Source organism: uncultured Henriciella sp., assembly GCF_964005855.1.
Classification (GTDB): domain Bacteria; phylum Pseudomonadota; class Alphaproteobacteria; order Caulobacterales; family Hyphomonadaceae; genus Henriciella.
Genome location: NZ_CAXFSW010000011.1, coordinates 35,969 through 56,222, shown reverse-complemented (window position 1 = coordinate 56,222; position 20,254 = coordinate 35,969). Strand labels below are relative to the sequence as shown.

Below are 20,254 nucleotides of genomic sequence, written 5' to 3'. Positions count from 1 at the left end.
GGGTGGGAACCATGCAGACATTTATCCGTTTCCTCTCGTTATCTCTCGCCGCAATCGCAACGATTGGATCTGCCGCCTTTGCCAAGGCGCCGCAGAGCGCCATGGGTCCCGACCTCTGGAGCGAAGCACTCGCAGCGCGCACGGCACATGCCGACAAGATTGCGAATGATCGCTACATGATCGTGATCGATTACAGGCGCCATTCCAGCGAGCCGCGTTTTTTTCTCGTCGATATGGAAACAATGACGGCGGACGGATATCTCGTTTCACATGGTCAGGGCTCGGACCCCGACCATGACGGCATTGCTGACACCTTCTCCAATATTTCCGGGTCGAAGATGTCGTCTCTCGGCACCTTCGTCACAGCTGAGACCTATTACGGCAAACACGGCCTTTCGCTGCGCCTTGATGGTCTGGACGACGCCAATTCGCTGGCCCGCGACCGCGCCATCGTCATCCACGGCGCTGACTATGTCTTTCCTGGCGGCACCAAGATCGGCCGCAGCTGGGGTTGCCCGGCGCTTGAACAGGCCGTGGCGGCAGACCTAATTCCGCGCATTGCCGAAGGCACGCTGATCTATACGCGCGGCCCGGAACTGAACGAGCAGCTATACGCCGAGATTGTCAATCAGGCGGGTTGATCCCATCCAGGCGGCGGCAAGCAGGCGGCAGGCCTGGTCCTCCGCCAGAGGGCCGTCAGGCAGATCCTGCAGGCTCGCCGGGTCGACCGCATTTACATAATCCAGTCTGGAAAAGCCCGCGGCGAGAATGAAGCTGCGGGCTTCCTTTATGGCCTCGGCCACGGGCACGCCGATGCGGATACGCGCGGCGGCCCGGTGCAGGGCAGCAAACATGGCATTGGCGCGCTGGCGCTCTTCCTCGCTGAGATAGGCGTTGCGCGAGGACTGGGCGAGCCCGTCTTCATCCCGCCAGGTCTTGCCGCCAACAATCTCGATGCCAAAGCCAAGGTCACGGACCATCCGCTTGATGATCTGCAGCTGCTGGTAGTCCTTCTCACCAAAGACGGCGACGTCCGGCTGGACGTGAATGAAGAGCCGCGCCACGACCGTTGCCACGCCGTAAAAGAAGTGCGGCCGATAGATCCCGTCGAGCAGATCTGACATCTCTTCTACGCGGACGTTCGTGACGGAGCCTTCGGGGTACATTTCCTCAACGCCCGGGCAATAGACGAGATGGCACCCTGCCTGACTCAGGCGGGCCACATCGCCCTCCTCATCGCGCGGATACCTGTCGAGGTCCTCGCCCGGCGCGAACTGGGTCGGGTTCACGAAAATGCTGGCCACGACAAAGTCGGCCTTTTCACTGGCCCTGCGCACGAGAGAGATATGCCCGTCATGCAGGGCGCCCATCGTCGGAACGAATCCGATACGCTGCCCTTTCCTGCGAGCAACTGCGATCTGGCTCTGGAGAGCCTCGCGACTCCTGACAATGTTCGCTTCCTGAAAGCTCACTTGGAGATGCCTCCGAATTCTGATTTCCTCAACGAGGTGTTAACCAATTCAGCCGATTTGTTCACTTATGAGAAAGTCCGACATGCCTCGTTTGCAAACACTTCTGGCCCGGGCGGCCCTTCCGTTCAAATCGAAAAAGCGCCCGCGCCGTCTTGTGACACAAAGTTCTGCCGGCCGCGATGCCCTGGCCACTGACAGGCTTCGGCATGACGATTGGCTGTTTGAGGATGAGCGCCCGGTGGTCGGCAAGCCGGATGTGCTTTCACGGCTGACCGCATCTCTCTGCAGGCTGCGCAACTGCCTGGTCGACGTGGCCAGCGAGGCGCCGATCCGCGAGGAACGCCCGACCTGCTACCGTGTCGAATTTTCCGACTATAGCTCGCTTGAAGACGAGGCGCTGTTCGACGATGAGCTGTTCGATCGTCCGGCAGCTCCGCGGCCACCTGTACCCGTCATCGAGCGGCTCGACAGATTCCTGTTCGCGCGATCGCCCGAAGCGATGCCCGCCTGACGGGCCTTCCGGCAATCAGACGAACACAACAGATCATTGGGGAGGCCTGCCATGCCAGCAGACGGATTCGGCTCCATCGGACCGGCCGGCACTGAAGACCAGCGCCCACAAGGCGCCGGCTCACGCAACTGCCGCATCATCGTCATCGGAAATGAGAAAGGCGGCGCCGGTAAATCGACGGTCGCCATGCACCTCTGTATTGCCCTGCTCCGGCTGGGCAAACGGGTGGGCGCCATCGACCTTGATGTGCGCCAGCGCTCTTTCACCCGCTATCTGGAAAATCGCCAGCGCTGGACAGAATCCACAGGCTCTCGCCTGCCGATGCCGGAAATCATCCGCGTCGATGCGAGCGAGCAGCGCGCCCTGGACGATGCGGAGGCCGAAGAGACCGAACGGCTGGAAAGCGCCATCGCACGGCTGAAAACCTCCTGCGACATGATCCTGATCGACGCGCCCGGCAGCGACACCTTCCTGTCGCGCCTCGCCCATTCAAAGGCTGACACACTCATCACGCCGCTGAATGACAGCTTCGTCGATTTCGACCTTCTGGGGGACGTCAATCCACAGACCCTCAAGGTGCTCTCGCCCAGCTTCTATTCGGAAATGGTCTGGAATTGCCGCAAGGTAAAAGCGCAGCAGACCCGCCAGCAGATCGACTGGATCGTCATGCGCAACCGGATGTCGCCGCTGGAAGCGCGCAACAAGCAGAAGGTCGGCGAAGCGCTGGATAATCTGTCCAAACGGATCGGTTTCCGCCTTGCGCCCGGGCTTTCAGAGCGGGTCATCTATCGCGAGCTTTTCCCGGCCGGGCTGACGCTGCTGGACCTCACCGAAAAGGGATCGAACTTTGCCTTCACGATGAGCCATGTTGCCGCCCGCCAGGAGCTTCGCGAGCTTGTCGGCATGCTGCGCCTGCCGGAACTCGCCGATAACGAGATCACGATCTAGACCGGCATCCTGGAGCCTGAACGATCAAGGGGCGCATCTGCGCCCCTTTTGTCTGTCTGGAATTGGTGAAAGCCGCAGCCTAGTTGGCGGGGGCCTGAGCCTCGATCACGGCGCCGCTCTCATCGCCCTCACCCACGACCGGCACGAAGACCTGACCGTTCAGCATGGGCAGCGCGGCCCCGTCCTGATGGGCCGGGCTATTGGGCGCGCTCATCGCATAGCTGGTCATCACCGCATCATCCATCTGCTGGGTGTTGAAGCTGTTGAAGGCCGCCTCCACCAGATCCGTCACATGCTCATTGCGCGAGCGCGAGGTGGAGCCGCCGAACATGATCGCGATGACGCGGCGCCCGTCCCGGCGCGCAGAGGTCATGAGATTGAAACCGGAGGCGCGGGTATAGCCGGTCTTGATGCCATCGACGCCGTCAACCGAGTTCAGAAGCGCGTTGTGGTTTGGATATTTGCGCGAGCCCCACTGGAAGCTGTCGGTCGAGAAATAATGATAATAACCGGCATGATCCTCCAGAAGGCGTTCAGCCAGGATCGCCATGTCCCGGGCTGTGGAGACCTGACGCGCATCCGGAAGGCCCGAGGCATTCCGGAACGTGGTGCGCGACATGCCAAGCGCGTGAGCCTTGGCGGTCATGAGCGTCGCAAAGCGCGATTCCGTCACGCCCAGCCGTTCTGCGATCACGACGGCCACATCATTGGCGGACTTGGTGACAAGGGCGCGGATGGCGTCACGCACTGAAATGGTCGAGCCGGGCGTCAGGCGAAGATTGGAGGGCGGCTGCGAGGCGGCCGCGCGCGAGACCGGCATATCTTCCGAGAGGGTCAGCTCACCGGACTTCAGCGCATCGAAAACCATATAGAGGGTCATCGCCTTGGTCAGGGAGGCAGGATAGCGCGGCTCATCTGCAAAGCGCGCATGGAGGACTTCATTGGTATCTGCATCGACAACGATGGAGGCATATTTCTCTGCATGGGCCACCGGCGACAGCATCAGCGCGATGGCAACCGCACCAAACAGGATTTCACTCATCCTTCTACCGAAGCCGAATTTCATATAATCCTCCCATGATGCGATGGCTGCAGATCCCCCGGCTGCCACCGGGCCTGACCCTAGAGTGCTAGATTTGAGTTATCCAGTCGTTAACCGCCATGCGCGATCGGTTAACCCGAAATTCCCGGCTCGGGCGTAATTTTTGTGCACCGCACAAAAACATGTTGCAAGCGCGAACAGATTCCCCTATGTTAACGGCATAGAAGGAGATTGCTTCATGGCTAAAACTGAAACCACAATGTTCGGCACGTTCGATCCGCAGACCTTCGTCAAGGCATTCCCCTTTGGCGAAATGGGCAAGGACGCAATGTCCGCAAGCACCGAAAGCGCCAAGGCTTCCGTCAAGAGCTTTCAGGACGTCAGCGCCGCTGTCATGCGCCAGGCACAGGACCGCATGAGCATGACCGTCGAGACCGGCAAAACGCTTGCTGGCGCGACCACGATGGAAGAAGCGATGGAAATCCAGTCGGCCTATATGCGCAATGCTGTGAAGGCCCATATGGACGGCCTCAGCGAGCTGGCTGGCATCTACACCACCGCGATGAAAGATTGCTTCGAGCCGTTCGCTGGCTACGCGAAGGAAGCCACGGCGACCACGAAGGAAGCCGCTTCCAAGGCAAAAGCCGCCTGATCTGCCTGCCTCAAAAACAGGCATGACCATTTCAGGAAGGCCGGCTGTGATGACAGCCGGCCTTTTTCGTCGGGCTCTCTGCAGCGCAGCCCGTGCATGCAGCCGGTTCGCGACCTATATTTGAAGCATGAGCCAGTTCACGTCCTTCGAAACGCTCCAGCGGCCTGATACGCCAAATACCTATCTCGTCCTGCCCGGCAATGTTAAATCGCCAAGCGAGGCCGACGAAACCTCCCCTGTTTTCGGCGAATCCCCTGCAGCTTTGTTCAAACGGGTTCAGTCCATGGTATCGGGCCATGACGACTGGAAACTCGGGGAAAGCGATGAAGCTGAGCATCAGCTTGAATTCGTCGCGGTGACCAAGCTGCTGAAGTTCAAGGACGACATTTCGCTCAAGGCCTACCCCGCTTCCGAGGATGGGCAGACCTCTGCCCTTGCCGTCTATTCACGCTCACGCGTCGGAAAGTATGATTTCAACGCCAACCGCAAGCGCGTCCAATCGCTGCTCGCGGAGTTGAAAGGAAATGCGGCAGCCACAGCTTGATCGGGGACAAAGAACGTATCAGGCTTAAAAAGCCAACCAGCAAACCTAAGTCATGACCATGGCCGCAAAAGATTTCAGACCCCTGCTCGCTGACCCGGAAGGCCCTTCCGGCCCAGCCCGCACCGACGACAATGACGGCACGGGCGTCGTCACCGAGACACGGGTCAAAACGAAAAAACCAAGCATGTACCGGGTACTGCTTCTGAATGATGACTACACGCCAATGGAGTTTGTGGTCTTCATTCTGGAGCAATTCTTCAACAAGAGCCCGGAACAGGCGACTCGGATTATGCTGCATGTTCACCAGAAAGGTGTGGGGGTGTGCGGCGTCTATACTTTCGAGGTCGCCGAAACAAAGGTTGCCCAGGTGATGGACCTGGCGCGGCGCAACGAACATCCTCTGCAATGCACGATGGAAAAAGAGGATTAAAGCTAGATGCCCTCACTGACTGACAGTCTCGAAACTGCCCTGGAAAAAGCCCTCAACCTCGCTGGTGAGCGCTCGCATGAATATTCGACGCTCGAACACCTGCTTCTGGCCCTGACTGAAGACACCGATGCGGTGGAAGTGATGACGGCCTGCAAGGTCGACATCCCGCAGCTGCGCCAGTCGCTGACGCAGTATATCGATGACGAGCTGTCCAGCCTTATCACCGACAGCCCGGCCACAGCCGTGCAGCCCACCGCCGCCTTCCAGCGTGTGGTGCAGCGCGCAATCCTCCATGTGGAAAGCTCGGGCCGCGACGAGGTGTCTGGCGCTAACGTCCTCATCTCCATCTTCTCCGAGCGCGAAAGCCATGCCGCCTACTTCCTCCAGGAACAGGACATGACGCGTTATGATGCGGTGAACTTCGTCTCGCATGGCCTCGCTAAATCGCCGGGCATGTCGCGCTCGACAACGCCGCGTGGATCCGAGGAGACCGAACAGCAACAGAAGCCGGGGCCTGCGAAAGAGGCGCTGGAAGCCTATTGCGTGAACCTCAATGAGAAGGCCAAGCAGGGCAAGGTCGATCCGCTGATCGGGCGCGATTTCGAGATCGAGCGCTGTATCGAAGTGCTCTGCCGCCGGTCCAAGAACAATCCGGTTCTTGTGGGCGATCCGGGTGTCGGCAAGACGGCCATCGCCGAAGGCCTCGCCAAGAAGATCGTCGACGGCGAAGTGCCGGAAATTCTCGACGATGCGGTCATCTGGGCCCTTGATATGGGCGCCCTGCTGGCCGGTACGCGCTATCGCGGCGATTTCGAGGAGCGGCTGAAGGCCGTGATGAAGGAAATCAGCGAGCAGGAGAAAGGCATCCTGTTCATCGACGAGATCCATACAGTAATCGGCGCCGGCGCAACGTCCGGCGGCGCGATGGATGCATCCAACCTGCTGAAGCCTGCCCTGCAGAGCGGCGAGGTCCGCTGCATGGGCTCGACGACCTTCAAGGAGTACAAACAGCACTTCGAGAAGGACCGTGCTCTCGCCCGCCGGTTCCGCAAGATCGATGTGGTTGAGCCATCCGTGCCGGACACGATCAAGATCCTCACCGGCCTCAAGCCGACCTTCGAGGACTTTCACGGCATCCGCTATACCAATGACGCGATCAAGACGGCCGTGGAGCTGTCGGCCCGCTACATCACCGACCGCAAGCTGCCGGACAAGGCCATCGATGTGATCGATGAAGCCGGCGCCACGCAGTGGCTCGTGCCGGAAAGCCGCCGCCGCAAACAGATCGGGACAAAGGAGATCGAGGCGGTGATCGCCAAGATCGCACGCATCCCCCCGAAACAGGTCACAAAGGACGACGCGATCGCCCTCAAGAACCTGCAGCCGGACCTCAAGCGTGTGGTCTACGGTCAGGACCAGGCCATCGAGGCGCTGTCTTCTGCGATCAAGCTGTCGCGCGCCGGCCTTCGCGAACCGAACAAGCCAATTGGCTCCTATCTGTTCACCGGCCCGACTGGTGTCGGCAAGACGGAAGTCGCCCGCCAGCTCGCCTCCATCATGGGCGTGGAGCTGCTGCGCTTCGACATGTCGGAATATATGGAGCGCCATACGGTGTCGCGCCTCATCGGTGCGCCTCCCGGCTATGTCGGGTTCGATCAGGGCGGCCTTCTGACCGATGGCGTCATGCAGCATCCGCACTGTGTGCTGCTGCTCGATGAGATCGAGAAGGCCCATCAGGACCTGTTCAACATCCTGCTTCAGGTCATGGACAATGGCTCGCTGACGGATGCAAACGGCCGCAAGGTCGACTTCCGCAATGTGATCCTGATCATGACCACCAATGCCGGTGCGTCGGATGCGGCGAAGAACTCCATCGGCTTTGGCCGTGGCAAGAAGGAAGACGAGCAGGAAGAAGCGCTGAAACGCCTCTTCACGCCGGAATTCCGCAACCGCCTCGACGCGACGATCACATTTGGCGGACTGACGCCGGAGATCATCGAGCGCGTGGTCGAGAAGTTCGTGCTTCAGCTGGAAGTCCAGCTTGCTGACCGCAACGTCACCATCGAGCTCTCAGAGGAGGCGCGTGACTGGCTGGCAGAGCGCGGCTTTGACGAGGAATTCGGGGCCCGTCCGCTGGCCCGTACCATTCAGGAACATGTGAAGAAGCCGATGGCCGAGGAGCTTCTCTTTGGGAAGCTCGCCAAGGGCGGCGCCGTGAAGATCACGGTGGACATGGAAGACCCCGAAAAGCTCGCCTTCGAATACATCGAGGACAAGAGCAAGAAGTCCAAGTCGAAGAAGAAAAAGCCGGGCAAGCCTGAAGAGGTCGAATAGGCCCGAAGCCTTAGACAACCGATTGAGCCCTCGCCAGCGCGCGAGGGCTTTTTCTATATTGTGGGAACGGGTCTGATCCCAGAAGCCGGATGGCTTACCAGACCATCGCCTCTTTCAGCTTGGCATGAAGCGCTGGGGGAATTTCGTCGGCCTTGCCGTCACGCCGGATATCCAGCGGGGCCTCATCCGGTTTGAGGTAGCGCCAGCCCTGGAAAGGGCGTTTGGGGGTCGGCTCGACCAGCGTCAGCTTCGGGTCCAGCACAAGCTCGCACGCCTTGCGGCCATTGCGGTCCTCTATGACGCGAATGTCTGCAAAAGGCTGGCGGACCTGTATGATGCCCTTGATGACCCAGTAGATCGAGCCGCCATCAAGCAGCTCGTCGATCCGTTTGGGGACCATGCGCGTCTGATGAACGGGCTGCTTGCGCGTCCGCATCACGCGCTTTTGCCACGCTTCAAGGTCGCCGATCTCTTCGGCGCCCACGCAGAGTTTGACCATGTTCAGGCTCACGCCCATGAATTTAATGGGCAGACACAGCGAGGCCAGTCCCGACCTGCCTTAAAAGCAGCAATCGGCTCACCAGCCGGCGGAGGCTAGATTTCCTCAAGCTCGACGAGCATCACACCTTCGGCAACCTGTTCCCCCACTTCGGCGCCCACTGCCTTCACGACCCCGTCGCGGGGTGCTTTCAGGCTGTGCTCCATCTTCATGGCTTCCATCACGGCGAGCGTTTGGTCTCTGGAAACCTCATCGCCCGGCTGGACACGAAGGTCGATGACCTTGCCCGGCATGGGGGCCGAGACCTTGTCGCCGCCTGCAATGGCTTCGGCTTCGGCCTCATAATCCGGGATGTCGACGAGTACCGTGTCGCCATCGATGCCCACGGCGAAGCTGTGATCGGTAATGGAGACCGCCGGCATGATGACGGGCGCCTCGGCCGGGTCTGGCGTGATCTCGGCAATCTCACCATCCAGTTTAAGGCGCATGGACCGGCGCGCCGGCGCGTTCATCCGCCAGCCATCCCTGCGATCAAACGGGCCATCATCGCCAGGCCTCATCAGCGCATGTGCGACGAGGCGCCCGGCGGCCTCACGCGTGTCGAGCTTTGGCTGGGTCAGCGCATCGATCTCATCGGCGATCCAGTTCACATGATGCTCACCGGAGCGGAAGACCGGATGGTCGAGGCAGCGTTTCAGAAAGCCGATATTGCTGGGAATGCCGGCCACGATACTCTCGCCGAGACTATCGGCCAGCGCATCGACAGCACTCTCGCGGTCCCAGCCTTTCACGATGGCTTTCGCAATCATGGAATCGTAGACCGCTGGCACGGTATCGCCTGCGCCAAAGCCGCTATCGAGCCGGTAGAGGATGAGATCATCCTCCAGACTGCCCTCCGGCGCACCGGCGCTGCTTTCCGACAAACGCTCCACATCGCCCAGGCTGAACGCATAGAGCCGCCCTGCCCCGGGCCGGAAATTGTCGGCCGGGTCCTCAGCACAGATGCGGGCCTCGATTGCGTGTCCGTTCAGCGGGATATCGCCCTGTTCCAGCGGCAGTTTTTCGCCTGAAGCAACACGCAGCTGCCATTCAACAAGGTCTGTACCGGTGATGAGTTCCGTCACGGGATGCTCAACCTGGAGGCGGGTATTCATCTCAAGGAAGAAAAAGGTGTCCTTCGCTAGGGGGCGGGTGCCATCGACGATGAATTCGACGGTGCCAGCCCCCTGGTAGCCAACCGCTTTCGCCAGGCTGACGGCTGCGCCGGTCATGGCGGCACGCACATCCTCGGGCATGCCGGGCGCGGGGGCTTCCTCAACCACTTTCTGCCGGCGGCGCTGCAAGGAACAGTCACGCTCATAGAGATGGACGGCGCCTCCATGGCTGTCACCGAAGACCTGAACCTCGATATGGCGTGGCCGCTCGACGAGTTTTTCCAGCATCACACGGCCATCGCCGAAAGAGGATTTTGCTTCGCGCACGGCGCTTTCCAGTTCGCCGGCGAGGTCTTCGCGTCTCGACACCAGACGGATACCACGCCCGCCGCCCCCGGCCACGGCCTTGATCAATAGCGGATAGCCGATCCGCTCGGCTTCCCCTTCCAGCGTGCCGGCATCCTGCGCCTCGCCGCGATAGCCGGGCAAGACCGGCACGCCAGCCTCTTCGGCAATGCGCTTGGCCTCATCCTTGAGCCCCATGGACCGGATCGTCTCAGCCGTCGGCCCAACCCAGATGAGCCCGGCTTTGACAACGGCGTCCGCGAAGTCTGCATTCTCTGACAGGAAGCCATAGCCCGGATGGATGGCCTCGGCGCCAGCCGCCTTCGCAGCGTCAATGATGCGATCGCCTTTCAGGTAGCTTTCAGTGGCCGGGGCGGCGCCAATGTGGACAGCCTCATCCGCCATGGCGACGTGCCGGGCATAGACATCAGCATCGGAATAGACAGCCACCGTGCGCACGCCGAGGCGCTTGCAGGTCTCTATGATCCGGCAGGCAATCTCACCCCGGTTCGCGATCAGCAGGCTGTTCAGCATCTTGTCCTTTCCGGTGCCGGTGGATCAGGGCCACCAGCACGAAACTTATGATCATCAGCAGGTACCAAGAGCCGAATTTTGCCGGAGAGACAAGTTTCCAGGCTGACTCCTGCCCTGGATAGCTCCAGGCCCGCGCAAGTGTTCCAATATTTTCGGCAAACCAGATAAAAAGTGCAACCAGGCCAAAACCGATGATCAGAGGCATGGGCCTGTAGGCCCGGTCAGGCCTGAACCAGACCACACAGCGCCCGTAGATCAGGACGGTCGCGGCGAAGAGGCCATTGCGGATATCCAGCGTAAAATGGTGGGTGAAGAAATTGAGATAGATCGCAGCCGCCAGAAGCGCCTGCAGCCAGAGCGGCGGAAAGCGGTCAAACCGGAAATCGAAAAGCCGCCACACCCGTGCGAGATAGCTGCCGACCGCCGCATACATGAAGCCTGAATAGAGCGGCACACCGCCGATCCGCAGGAAACTGTCTTCGGGGTAGACCCAGCTGCCCGCATGGGTCTTGAACAGCTCCATGATCGTGCCGACGATGTGAAACGCCAGAATGACCCTGGCTTCCTCCAGACTTTCCAGACCCGTGGCGATCAACACGATCTGGATGAGGACTGCTGCGATGACCAGAAAGTCGTAGCGGCTGAGCCAGGCGTCTTCGGGGTAATAGAGGTGAGTGCCCAGCATAAGGGCCAGCAAGAGCCCGCCGAAGATGCAGGCCCAGCCCTGCTTGATGCCGAAACTCAGAAACTCGAACAGCGCTGTCGACCAGGCCCCGCGCACAAGACGCTGCCTGATCCTCTCTCGCCTCGCCGAAAGCCAGTCCTGCCATTGGGTCCATGTCCACATGACAGGCTGTCTCGCTTTTCAACAAGGCACCTGAATGGCGCCTATAAGGTCATCTGTGCACTCAAAAGCCGGTTTTGAGGCGCGTTGCACAGGCCTCTCCCCACCCGATCTATTCAGTCCAGCTGGGCTTGCGCTTTTCAAGGAATGCCGTGAGGCCTTCCTTGCCTTCATCGCTGGCACGGCGGGCCGCGATGCGCTTTGCGGTCTCATGGCTGAGGCCCTGATCGATCTCGACGCCTGCGAAATCCTGGACGAGGCGTTTGCTGTCATGGATGGCACCGGGCGCGGCCTTGCTGGCGAGGTCCGCGAGATATTCCTCCATCTGCAGAAGGCCCTCATCGGTTTCGACGACATATTGAACAAGGCCGATCCGCTCTGCGAAGGCGGCGTCGAAGCTTTCTGCCGAAACGAAAAGCGCCTTCGCCCAGCGCGGCCCGATGGCAGAGATGACAAAGGGACTGATCGTTGCCGGCGTCAGACCAAGGCGCACCTCTGAGAAGCGGAACTTGGTATCCTGCATGGCGACCGCGATATCGCAGGCGGCCACCAGCCCTGCCCCGCCGCCCATGACGGCCCCATGGACCAGCGCCACGGTCATCTGAGGCAGATTGGCAAGCTTGCGCAGCATTTCGGCCAGCTTGTAGGCGTCCTCTTCATTCTCATGGCGGGTATAGTCGGCCGCCGCTTTCATCCATTCCAGATCAGCCCCGGCTGAAAAGCTCGGCCCGTTGCCGCGCAGGATGACCATGCGGATGGTGGTCTGTTCTTCCAGCGTCTCCAGCGCATCGGTCAGCTCATCGATGACAATGGCGTTGAAGGCATTGTGTTTTTCGGGCCGGTCGAGGGTAATGATGGCAATGCCACCCGGCGTCGCATCAAGCGAAATGGTCTGGTAGGCCATTGAGGTCTCCTGTGATCTGGAAGCGAAACTAGGCGCGATTGGCCGTCTTGAAAACGCCTGTCAGCTGTCGCGCGCAGCCTGCCGGTAATGGCTGTCTTTGCGCAGGGCCGGTTTCTCCACCAGCCACCAGAGAAGAAAGCTTGCAGCCACAGTCAGAACGGCTGCCGCCGCAAAGCCGATGGAGGGACCAGCGGCGCTGAAGACACCGGCCATAACAATCATCTGAATGATGGGGAAATGCGCGATATAGAGCCCATAGCTGATATCGCCGAACCGAGCTGCATTGAGCACCGGTCCCGGTGCGAATGCCGCCCAGGCGATGAGGCCGGCCAGTCCTGCCGCGCGCAGCGGCTCCAGCCAGGGCAGCCACGAGGCCGCGAAGAGGACGAAACCAACGAGCCCGAACCGGCCGGGACGGGTCTTGACCTGATCCCACATCAGCCAGAGCGCCATGCCGCTGGCAAAGAAAGCCATCTGTCCGGGTAGCTGGCGGGCGATCTGGGGGCCATAGGCATTGAGCATCCCCGCCACACCGTCCCCCTCCAGAATGGCCGGGACCAGCAGCCGCCACGCTTCGCCCGCGACATAGAGGACAAGAAGCACTACCCAACCCCCTCTGCCGGCCAAACGCATCAGGGCGGCAATGACCGGCAAGGCCAGATAGAACATCACCTCGATCTTGAGGGTCCAGAGCGCGCCATTGACCTCCTCAAAGCGCTGGCCCTGAAACAGCCCTGGCAGCTCGGGCGACAGAAAGTTCAGGAAGACGAGATTGGCGCCGAGATAATGGGCGATCTGAGCCAGAGCGCCCGGCCCGGCAATAATGAGGCTAACCAGTGCAGGCAGGAGGATGATAACGGCATAGGCGGGATACAACCTGCGGACCCGTTTACCCGCATAATCCGCCAGATCATCCGCCCGCGCCAGAGACCCGAAGACAAGCGCGCCGGACACAATGAAGAAGCCTTCGATGCAGAGCTCGGCAAGGTGGGAGAGCACGTTCTCAAGATCAGAAAGCGGTGCGATCGCCGACAGGGCCACGGCGTGGAAAACGGCGACACCGCCGGCAAAGAGCAGACGCAGCAGATCGAAACGGTTGGTGGCCAGCGCCTCGCCTCCAGTCAGGTGCAACAAGGCCTGACCGGGTGACATGGCTTCCGTCTGCTTGCAAGGAAAACAGGAGGGAGAAAACCCGCTTATTCAGCCCTTTGGCCGAGCAGATCTATTTTCCGAAACCATTTTTGCCGTGCCTCATCACCCGCCTGTTCAACGCCGCCAAGGATGGTGTGGCGAACCGGTTTGAACCCCGATATCCCGAACAGGCCCCGCTCCAGTGCTTTCAGGGCGCCGGCATCAAAAACCAGACTGTAGACCGGCCCCGGCATGCCCATGGTGATTATGGTCCGGGCCGATTTGCCTTTCATCATCTGCTTCGGCCAGTTTCGTGAACTGTTGGCCGCCGCAAGAAAGAAGTTCCCGCACGCCGCCAGCTCCAGAAAGGCTTTCGCCCTGGCCGGCATATTGCCAAGCCATAGGGGAAAGACCAGGCAGACATGATCGGCCCGCGCAATCTTCTCACGTTCCGACAGGACCGGCTCGGGAGGCGCTATCTCGAAATCGCTGACCTTTTCGAGAAAACCGAATTCGAGTTGCGCAAGATCGATACGCTCGATGTCATGCCCCGCCTTTCGCGCGCCTTGTTCGTAGGCATCAGCCAGCGCATGACAGAGGTGGTCGGCCGCATCGGGATGTGCATCGATCAGGCAGATACGGGTCACGGCGAACGATCTCCTTGAAGGGAAGACCATTGTGCGCAGACGTCTTGCGGACCGGAATCCGTATCAGTGCGTATCGGTTACATCCGGAAAACGCCGAAACCCCGCTCACCCAGCGGCGCGTTCAGACTTGCCGCGAGCGAGAGACCGAGGACGCGGCGCGTATCGGCCGGGTCGATGATGCCGTCATCCCAGAGGCGCGCAGTGGAATAGTAGGGGCTGCCTTCCGCCTCATAGGCCTCGCGGATCGGGGCCTTGAAGGCCTCTTCCTCTTCGGCGCTCCAGTCTTCGCCGCGCCGCTCCATGCCATCACGCCGGACGGTCGCAAGCACCGAGGCTGCCTGCTCGCCGCCCATGACGGAGATCCGGGCGTTCGGCCACATGAACAGAAAGCGTGGGGAGTATGCCCGCCCGCACATGCCGTAGTTCCCGGCCCCAAAGCTGCCGCCGGTCACAACGGTAAGCTTGGGCACTGAGGCGGTGGCCACAGCCGTCACCATCTTGGCGCCGTCCTTGGCGATGCCGCCAGCTTCGTATTTCGACCCCACCATGAAGCCGGTGATGTTCTGCAGGAAGATGAGCGGTGTGCGGCGCTGGTCGGCAAGCTCAATGAAATGCGCCGCCTTCTGCGCGCTTTCGGAAAACAGGATGCCATTATTGGCGAGGATCGCGACCGGCATCCCGTAGATATGCGCAAAACCACAGACCAGCGTGTCGCCGTAGAGCTGTTTGAACTCGTGAAACTCGGACCCGTCCACAGTGCGGGCAATGACTTCACGCGCATCATATGGCTCTCGCACGTCGCGCGGGACAAGCCCGTGAAGCTCTCGCGGATTATAAAGCGGCTCGCGCGGCTCAGCGATGCCCACCGTTTCAGGCTTTGGTTGGTGCAGCGTGCGGATGATCGAGCGGACAATGGCGAGTGCGTGCTCATCATTGGCGGCATAGTGGTCAGCCACACCGGACTTACGGGCGTGAACTTCTGCGCCGCCAAGATCCTCCGCGGAGATTTCCTCGCCCGTGGCCGCCTTTACGAGGGGCGGGCCGCCAAGGAAAATCGTGCCCTGCTTGCGCACGATGATGGTCTCATCGGACATCGCCGGGACATAAGCGCCGCCCGCCGTACAGGAGCCCATGACCGACGCGATCTGCGGGATGCCTTTCGCGCTCATCTGGGCCTGATTGTAGAAGATACGCCCGAAATGTTCTCGGTCGGGGAAGACCTCTGCCTGATGCGGCAGGTTCGCGCCGCCGCTGTCGACCAGATAGATACAGGGCAGATGGTTCTGTTCGGCAATCTCCTGCGCGCGCAGATGCTTCTTCACCGTCATCGGGAAGTAGGCCCCGCCCTTCACCGTCGCATCATTGCAGACGATCATGCACTCGCGGCCCTCGACGCGGCCAACACCGGTGATGATGCCGGCGCCGGGGGCGTCATCGTCATACATGCCATTGGCAGCCAGCGCGCCGATCTCGAGAAAAGGCGCGCCAGGATCGAGCAGGCGTTCGACACGCTCGCGCGGCAGGAGTTTGCCGCGTTCTGTATGACGCGTGCGGGCGCGCTCGGAGCCGCCCTTTGCTGCTGTTGCCGTCTTTTCGCGCAGCTCTTCCAGAAGGCCTTCCATGGCCTGCCGGTTCGACGAGAATTTTTCGCCAGACGTGTCGAGCGTGGATTTCAGTACGGGCATTGGCCCTCCCGGAGACTGTTTCTTGCAGACCTATCGCCGGTTGAGGGCAATGTCATCCCGCGGCGGTTATCGCGCTGACATATATCAGCGCCATTAGGCCGCTTCAGAAAGGTCTTTTCACAAGCTTCCCGAGCGAACACACTGGCAGGCAAATGAGTCTCGATATTTCGCCAACACTGAAGTCGATCCCCATTCTCGGGGACGTTCCCAAACGCGCCCTGAAAGCGGCCGGGCGCGAGGCAAAATGGTTTGCGCTGCCGGCCGGCTGGGAATTGTTCAAGGCGGGCGAAATCTCCGACTCTATCTATTTCGTGCTTTCCGGCTCCCTCGGCGCCTTCCAGGCCATGCCGGACGGTCGTTCCGACTTCCTCGGCCATATTCGCGCGGGCGAGCCCGTGGGGGAAATGGCCCTTTTCGAAGGCGCCGTCGATGAGGATGGCGACGGGCTGCCGGACAATGCGCCCCATACGAGCTCGGTCTACGCCTTGCGAGATTCGGAAGTCCTGGAGATTTCACGCAAGGGCTTTGACCGGATCACCAAAGCCGATCCCGACATCCTGTCTTCGATGATCCGTGTGATGTTGATGCGGTTGAGGGAGGGCCGCAAACCCAATCGCCGCAATGCGCCCAAAGTATTTGCCCTGGTCGCGACGTCGCCAACCATCGATCTCGAACTGAGGGCCGAGGCCCTGCAGAAGGCGCTTCAGCGGTTCAATATGAACTGCCGCATCATCGATGAAGCCGAAGGGCGCGACAAACCCACAGGCTATTTCGACGAGCTGGAAGCCAATTACGATATTGTGATGCTGGTGACGTCTGTCGGGGATTCCTCCTGGTTCCGGCTGTCGACCCGTCAGGCCGACCGGGTGTGGGTCTTCGGGCGGGCCGATGCGCGCCCGTCCAACCCTCTCCTGCCCTCACACGACTCGCCGGCCAGCACGCTTCAACTGGTCGACATGATCCTTCTTCATCACAGTTCCCAGCGGCCTGCCTCCCAGCCTGCGGACTGGCTGGACGCATCTGGCGCGGCAAGGCTGTTTCACTGGCATGGTCTCAACACGCCAAGCTGTGAGCGCCTTGCCCGTGTCATGGCCGGGCGCTCAACCGGGGTTATCCTGTCGGGGGGCGGAGCGCGGGCCTATGCCCATATCGGCGTCGTCCGTGCCCTGCGGGAAGCTGAGATTCCCATCGACTTTGCGGGCGGGGCATCCATGGGGGCGGTCGTGGCCGCCTGTGTCGCCATGGGCTGGCCGGATGACGAGATCGAAAGGCGTATCCGCAAGGCTTTCGTGGAATCCAACCCCCTCGGCGACTACAATCTGCCGGTCATTTCCCTCATTCGCGGCAAACGCGTGAACCGGCGGCTGGAAGAGCATTTCGGCGATGTGGATATCGACGATCTGCACATTCCCTTCTTTGCCGTCTCTACCAATCTCACCGATGGGACCTACCGCGTTCACCGGCGCGGGCAGCTGCGCACAGCGCTTCGCGCGACGATCTCCCTTCCGGGGATTCTGCCACCGGTCGTGCATAATGGAGAAGTGCTGGTCGATGGTGCCGTGCTCAACAATTTCCCCACGGATGTGATGCGCGAACTGCATCGGGGCGTCGTCATCGGGTCGGACGTCGCCCGTGCACCGGAAGGCCTCAAGGCCGAGGATTTCGTCAATCCGCCCGGCTTCTTTGAATGGGTATGGAAACACGGCTTTTCATCGGCCCCGCCCATCGCAGGCCTGCTCATGCGGTCAGCTACGTTGAAGGTGAATCCCAGCGCAGGCCGTGCCCTCGTGGACATGCTGATCTTGCCGGAGCTGCGGGACATCGAACTGCGTGACTGGACCGCTTTCGAGGAGGCGGTCGAAGCGGGCTACACCGCCGCCCAGAAGGCGATTGCCAAAGGCTCGCTGACCGAATTCTGCTACGGACCGGGGAGCGCCGCCAGACCCAAGGGCGTGGATCTGCACGAGGTCTGACGGCGTCTGACCGGGGCATGTCAGGTCTAGGCGGCCGCGTCCCAGTCCGGTGCCCAGCTCGGGTTGATCAGGCGTTCATGATTGGCCTTGAGCGCCGTGATGCGGCCCATCTCCTGCGGCGAGAGCTCAAAATCGTGCACATCATTGTTCTGGCGAAGATGCTCCGGTGAAGAAGAGCGGGGAATCGTGATGATGCCTGGCTGCTGGGCGAACCAGCGGATCGCGACCTGCGCCGCGCTCTTGCCATGCGCCTCGCCGATCTCTTTCAGCACGTCGCTCTCAAACACCTTGCCCTGGGCAAGCGGCGAGAACGCCGTGACGGAGGTCCCAATACCATGGGCCGCTTCCAGCACCGCCGTCTGGTCGATGAAGGGGTGATATTCGATCTGGTTTGTCAGGATCGGAGCCTCCGACAATTTCACCGCCTGCCCAAGCAGATCGACGGTGAAATTGGATACACCAATGTGTTTTGTGAGGCCCTTCTTGCGGACATCATTGAGGGCCCCGATGGTCTCTTCAAGTGGGACATCCTTGTTTGGCCAGTGAAGAAGGATGAGGTCGGCATAGTCTGTCCCGAGCCGATCAACGCTTTTCTCGACCGACTCCTGCAGGTCGCCATCCTTGAATTCCGACATCCACACCTTGGTGGTCACCCAGAGGTCCTCGCGCGGAAGCTGGGCATCCTTGATGCCACGGCCAACGGCTTTCTCGTTTTCATAGGCCTGCGCCGTATCGATCATCCGGTAACCGGCCTCAATCGCCTTGGAGACGCACTCATGTGCGGTGTCGTCCTTCAGTTTCCAGGTGCCGAAACCGATGACCGGAATGTCGACGCCGAAATGCTTTGTTGTGAGGGTCATTTTCATCCTTTTATGTTGGTGCGCTAAGCTTCACAGTCAGAAACGAAAAGGCCGCTTCGCAAGTTCCGGTCTCAATGCCGCGTTGCGGTGGGCAGAGCAGGAGACCCGACATGTCGAACAGCGCCTCGTCCGGTGAGGGCAAACTTGGTCCGGTATCGGTGTTTGCACTTGCGGCGGGCGGCATGGTGGGTGGCGGGATCTACGTTGCACTCGGCGTCGTCGTGAAGGCCGCCGGCCAGTGGGCCTGGCTGTCCTTTCTTCTCGCCGGCCTTGTCGCTGTCTCATCGGCGTTCAGCTATGCCCGTCTTTCGGTGGATGCGGGCCGGTCAGGCGGGGCATTTGAGTTTCTGGAAGAAATGGACCGTGAAGGGCTCGCCGGCACGCTGTCCTGGCTCCTTCTGGGCGGCTATGTCCTGACAATTGCACTCTATGCCTATGCGTTCGGCCAGTATGTGGCCAATGCCTTCGGGGGCGGTGAATGGCTCAAGCGGGGCCTTGCCATCGCGGCCATGGGCGGGCTCACCGGTCTTAATCTTCTGGGTCTGGGCAAGATGACGCGCGTCGAAATCGTGATCGTCGTCGCCAATCTTTCAGCGCTTGTCGCGCTTGCCGTATTCGGTCTGTTTCAGTGGGCGCCGGAGCAACTGACGGCAGGTATCGAGGCACGGCCGGTTTCAGCGTCTCTCATCGGGGCAGCGGCCATCTTTGTCTCATATGAAGGCTTCCAGCTGCTGACATATGAGTATGAGGAAATCCGCAAGGCAAAGACCCGCTTCGTCCCGCTGCTCGTCGGATCTGCGCTTACCGTGGTCGCGATCTATGTGGCCGTCGCGCTCGGCGCCACAATGCTTGCAGGCGCCTCCACTGTGGTCGAGCGGAAAGACGTCGCCCTCGCCGTCGCCGCGCGCGAAGCGTGGGGCCCTGCCGGCCTTGTCCTCCTGACCATTGCTGCAGGCTTTGCGACCTCTGCCGCCATCAATTCAACGCTTTACTCCTCCGCCAACCTTGCCAAGCGCGTGTCCGAGGACAATGAACTGCCCAGCCTGTTCGCAAGGACCAACGGGCAAGGCACGCCCTACGCGTCGATCATCGGCTTCGGCCTGGTGGCAGGCATTCTGTCCGTGACAGGATCGCTGTCAGACCTGGTGGAGGCGGCAAGCCTCGTCTTTCTCGCGACATTCCTGACCGTGAACCTGATCTGCATCCGGAAGCTGGGGCGGTTTTGGTACATACCACTGACGGGCATTGCGCTCGGGCTTCTTCTGGGTGTGATCCTTGTCTGGCGCCTCGCCCACAATGCGCCCATCAGCCTCGGCATCGTCATCTCTCTTGGTCTTGTCGCCTATTTCGTCCGGCCATTCCTGCTGAAGCGGCTGCGTCAGTCCTGATTGAGGCCAAGCTCGCGCTGGCGGCGCTTCGAAAGGCCCAGCGAGACCAGCCGGTAGCTTTCAAGCAGATAGTCTTTCAGCGCCTCATCATCGACGGCCTCTTCGCTGAAGCGCTGGATCCACTTCATGCCGCGCGAAGCAAGATGAGGCGCCCCCTGGCACCCCGGCTGTTCTTTCAGAATATCAAAGGCAAGCTCGGAGACCTTGAAACTGCAGCGAAATCCGCCCTGCTTGTCATCGCCGGCGATCGCGAACACCTTGCCGTCCACCTTCCAGACATGGCTGCCGCCCCACTGAACGACATGGCTGGTATGGGCAAGGGTTTCGCAGAATGCGTTATAGGTCTTGATGTCCAAC

Annotated in this window: 20 protein-coding genes; 9 read left to right on the top strand and 11 right to left on the bottom strand. The window is 60.8% G+C overall.

What is annotated here, in order from left to right; genetic code table 11:
* Nucleotides 1-11: 11 nt before the first annotated feature.
* A complete protein-coding gene (locus ABNU55_RS11710; protein WP_290749048.1) occupies nt 12-641 on the top strand; it encodes a murein L,D-transpeptidase catalytic domain family protein in 630 nt (209 codons plus the stop codon).
* On the opposite strand, the gene panC is transcribed toward ABNU55_RS11710, so the two are convergent.
* Entirely contained in the window at nt 609-1,472 is an 864-nt protein-coding gene (gene panC, locus ABNU55_RS11705) for a pantoate--beta-alanine ligase (protein ID WP_290749050.1), read from the bottom strand. The two genes, ABNU55_RS11710 and panC, sit on opposite strands and share 33 nt — an antisense overlap.
* Before the next feature lie 82 nt (nt 1,473-1,554).
* Between panC and ABNU55_RS11700 the strand changes: the two genes are divergently transcribed.
* Complete coding sequence (locus ABNU55_RS11700; protein WP_290749053.1) at nt 1,555-1,983, top strand: hypothetical protein; 429 nt, start codon at nt 1,555-1,557, stop codon at nt 1,981-1,983.
* A 51-nt stretch (nt 1,984-2,034) separates the two neighbouring features.
* Nucleotides 2,035-2,931 carry a division plane positioning ATPase MipZ gene (locus tag ABNU55_RS11695; RefSeq protein ID WP_290749056.1) on the top strand — a complete coding sequence of 299 codons (897 nt, stop codon included), beginning with the start codon at nt 2,035-2,037 and terminating at the stop codon, nt 2,929-2,931.
* 79 nt (nt 2,932-3,010) lie between these two features.
* Here ABNU55_RS11695 and ABNU55_RS11690 read toward each other — a convergent pair whose 3' ends face one another.
* The gene (locus tag ABNU55_RS11690; RefSeq protein WP_290749059.1) at nt 3,011-3,997 is read right to left on the bottom strand and encodes a D-alanyl-D-alanine carboxypeptidase family protein; all 987 of its coding nucleotides are present in this window, start codon (nt 3,995-3,997) and stop codon (nt 3,011-3,013) included.
* A 214-nt stretch (nt 3,998-4,211) separates the two neighbouring features.
* Between ABNU55_RS11690 and ABNU55_RS11685 the strand changes: the two genes are divergently transcribed.
* From ABNU55_RS11685 to clpA, 4 genes are all read left to right on the top strand, one after another.
* Nucleotides 4,212-4,625 carry a phasin family protein gene (locus tag ABNU55_RS11685; protein WP_290749061.1) on the top strand — a complete coding sequence of 138 codons (414 nt, stop codon included), beginning with the start codon at nt 4,212-4,214 and terminating at the stop codon, nt 4,623-4,625.
* A gap of 127 nt (nt 4,626-4,752) precedes the next feature.
* Nucleotides 4,753-5,169, top strand: coding sequence for a DUF1499 domain-containing protein (locus tag ABNU55_RS11680; RefSeq protein WP_290749065.1), 417 nt, complete (start codon nt 4,753-4,755; stop codon nt 5,167-5,169).
* Between the two features lie 58 nt (nt 5,170-5,227).
* Nucleotides 5,228-5,599, top strand: coding sequence for an ATP-dependent Clp protease adaptor ClpS (gene clpS, locus ABNU55_RS11675; RefSeq protein ID WP_348764374.1), 372 nt, complete (start codon nt 5,228-5,230; stop codon nt 5,597-5,599).
* Nucleotides 5,600-5,605: 6 nt separating this feature from the next.
* Nucleotides 5,606-7,933, top strand: coding sequence for an ATP-dependent Clp protease ATP-binding subunit ClpA (gene clpA / locus ABNU55_RS11670; protein ID WP_290749071.1), 2,328 nt, complete (start codon nt 5,606-5,608; stop codon nt 7,931-7,933).
* A gap of 94 nt (nt 7,934-8,027) precedes the next feature.
* On the opposite strand, the gene ABNU55_RS11665 is transcribed toward clpA, so the two are convergent.
* The 7 genes from ABNU55_RS11665 to ABNU55_RS11635 all read right to left on the bottom strand — a co-directional run bounded on the left by ABNU55_RS11665 (nt 8,028) and on the right by ABNU55_RS11635 (nt 15,676).
* Nucleotides 8,028-8,432 carry a DUF1489 domain-containing protein gene (locus tag ABNU55_RS11665; protein WP_290749074.1) on the bottom strand — a complete coding sequence of 135 codons (405 nt, stop codon included), beginning with the start codon at nt 8,430-8,432 and terminating at the stop codon, nt 8,028-8,030.
* A gap of 95 nt (nt 8,433-8,527) precedes the next feature.
* The gene (locus tag ABNU55_RS11660) at nt 8,528-10,465 is read right to left on the bottom strand and encodes an acetyl/propionyl/methylcrotonyl-CoA carboxylase subunit alpha (RefSeq protein WP_290749076.1); all 1,938 of its coding nucleotides are present in this window, start codon (nt 10,463-10,465) and stop codon (nt 8,528-8,530) included.
* Nucleotides 10,431-11,312: a DUF817 domain-containing protein gene (locus ABNU55_RS11655; protein WP_290749079.1), complete on the bottom strand. Its 882-nt coding sequence runs from the start codon at nt 11,310-11,312 to the stop codon at nt 10,431-10,433. Before ABNU55_RS11655 ends, ABNU55_RS11660 begins: the two co-directional genes overlap by 35 nt.
* Before the next feature lie 109 nt (nt 11,313-11,421).
* The gene (locus ABNU55_RS11650) at nt 11,422-12,213 is read right to left on the bottom strand and encodes an enoyl-CoA hydratase-related protein (RefSeq protein WP_290749086.1); all 792 of its coding nucleotides are present in this window, start codon (nt 12,211-12,213) and stop codon (nt 11,422-11,424) included.
* 60 nt (nt 12,214-12,273) lie between these two features.
* The gene (locus ABNU55_RS11645; protein WP_290749089.1) at nt 12,274-13,365 is read right to left on the bottom strand and encodes an acyltransferase; all 1,092 of its coding nucleotides are present in this window, start codon (nt 13,363-13,365) and stop codon (nt 12,274-12,276) included.
* Between the two features lie 44 nt (nt 13,366-13,409).
* Entirely contained in the window at nt 13,410-13,991 is a 582-nt protein-coding gene (locus ABNU55_RS11640) for an NAD(P)H-dependent oxidoreductase (RefSeq protein WP_290749092.1), read from the bottom strand.
* Nucleotides 13,992-14,068: 77 nt separating this feature from the next.
* The gene (locus tag ABNU55_RS11635) at nt 14,069-15,676 is read right to left on the bottom strand and encodes a carboxyl transferase domain-containing protein (RefSeq protein WP_290749094.1); all 1,608 of its coding nucleotides are present in this window, start codon (nt 15,674-15,676) and stop codon (nt 14,069-14,071) included.
* A 152-nt stretch (nt 15,677-15,828) separates the two neighbouring features.
* On the opposite strand from ABNU55_RS11635, the gene ABNU55_RS11630 reads away from it, so the two are divergent.
* The gene (locus ABNU55_RS11630) at nt 15,829-17,649 is read left to right on the top strand and encodes a patatin-like phospholipase family protein (RefSeq protein ID WP_290749097.1); all 1,821 of its coding nucleotides are present in this window, start codon (nt 15,829-15,831) and stop codon (nt 17,647-17,649) included.
* 26 nt (nt 17,650-17,675) lie between these two features.
* Here ABNU55_RS11630 and ABNU55_RS11625 read toward each other — a convergent pair whose 3' ends face one another.
* Nucleotides 17,676-18,509, bottom strand: coding sequence for an aldo/keto reductase (locus ABNU55_RS11625; RefSeq protein WP_290749099.1), 834 nt, complete (start codon nt 18,507-18,509; stop codon nt 17,676-17,678).
* A gap of 110 nt (nt 18,510-18,619) precedes the next feature.
* Here ABNU55_RS11625 and ABNU55_RS11620 point away from each other — a divergent pair, with 110 nt between their 5' ends.
* Nucleotides 18,620-19,897: an APC family permease gene (locus ABNU55_RS11620; protein ID WP_290749101.1), complete on the top strand. Its 1,278-nt coding sequence runs from the start codon at nt 18,620-18,622 to the stop codon at nt 19,895-19,897.
* On the opposite strand, the gene ABNU55_RS11615 is transcribed toward ABNU55_RS11620, so the two are convergent.
* Nucleotides 19,888-20,253, bottom strand: a complete 366-nt coding sequence (locus ABNU55_RS11615; RefSeq protein WP_290749104.1) for an MmcQ/YjbR family DNA-binding protein — start codon at nt 20,251-20,253, stop codon at nt 19,888-19,890. The genes ABNU55_RS11620 and ABNU55_RS11615 overlap by 10 nt on opposite strands.
* Nucleotide 20,254 lies beyond the last annotated feature (1 nt).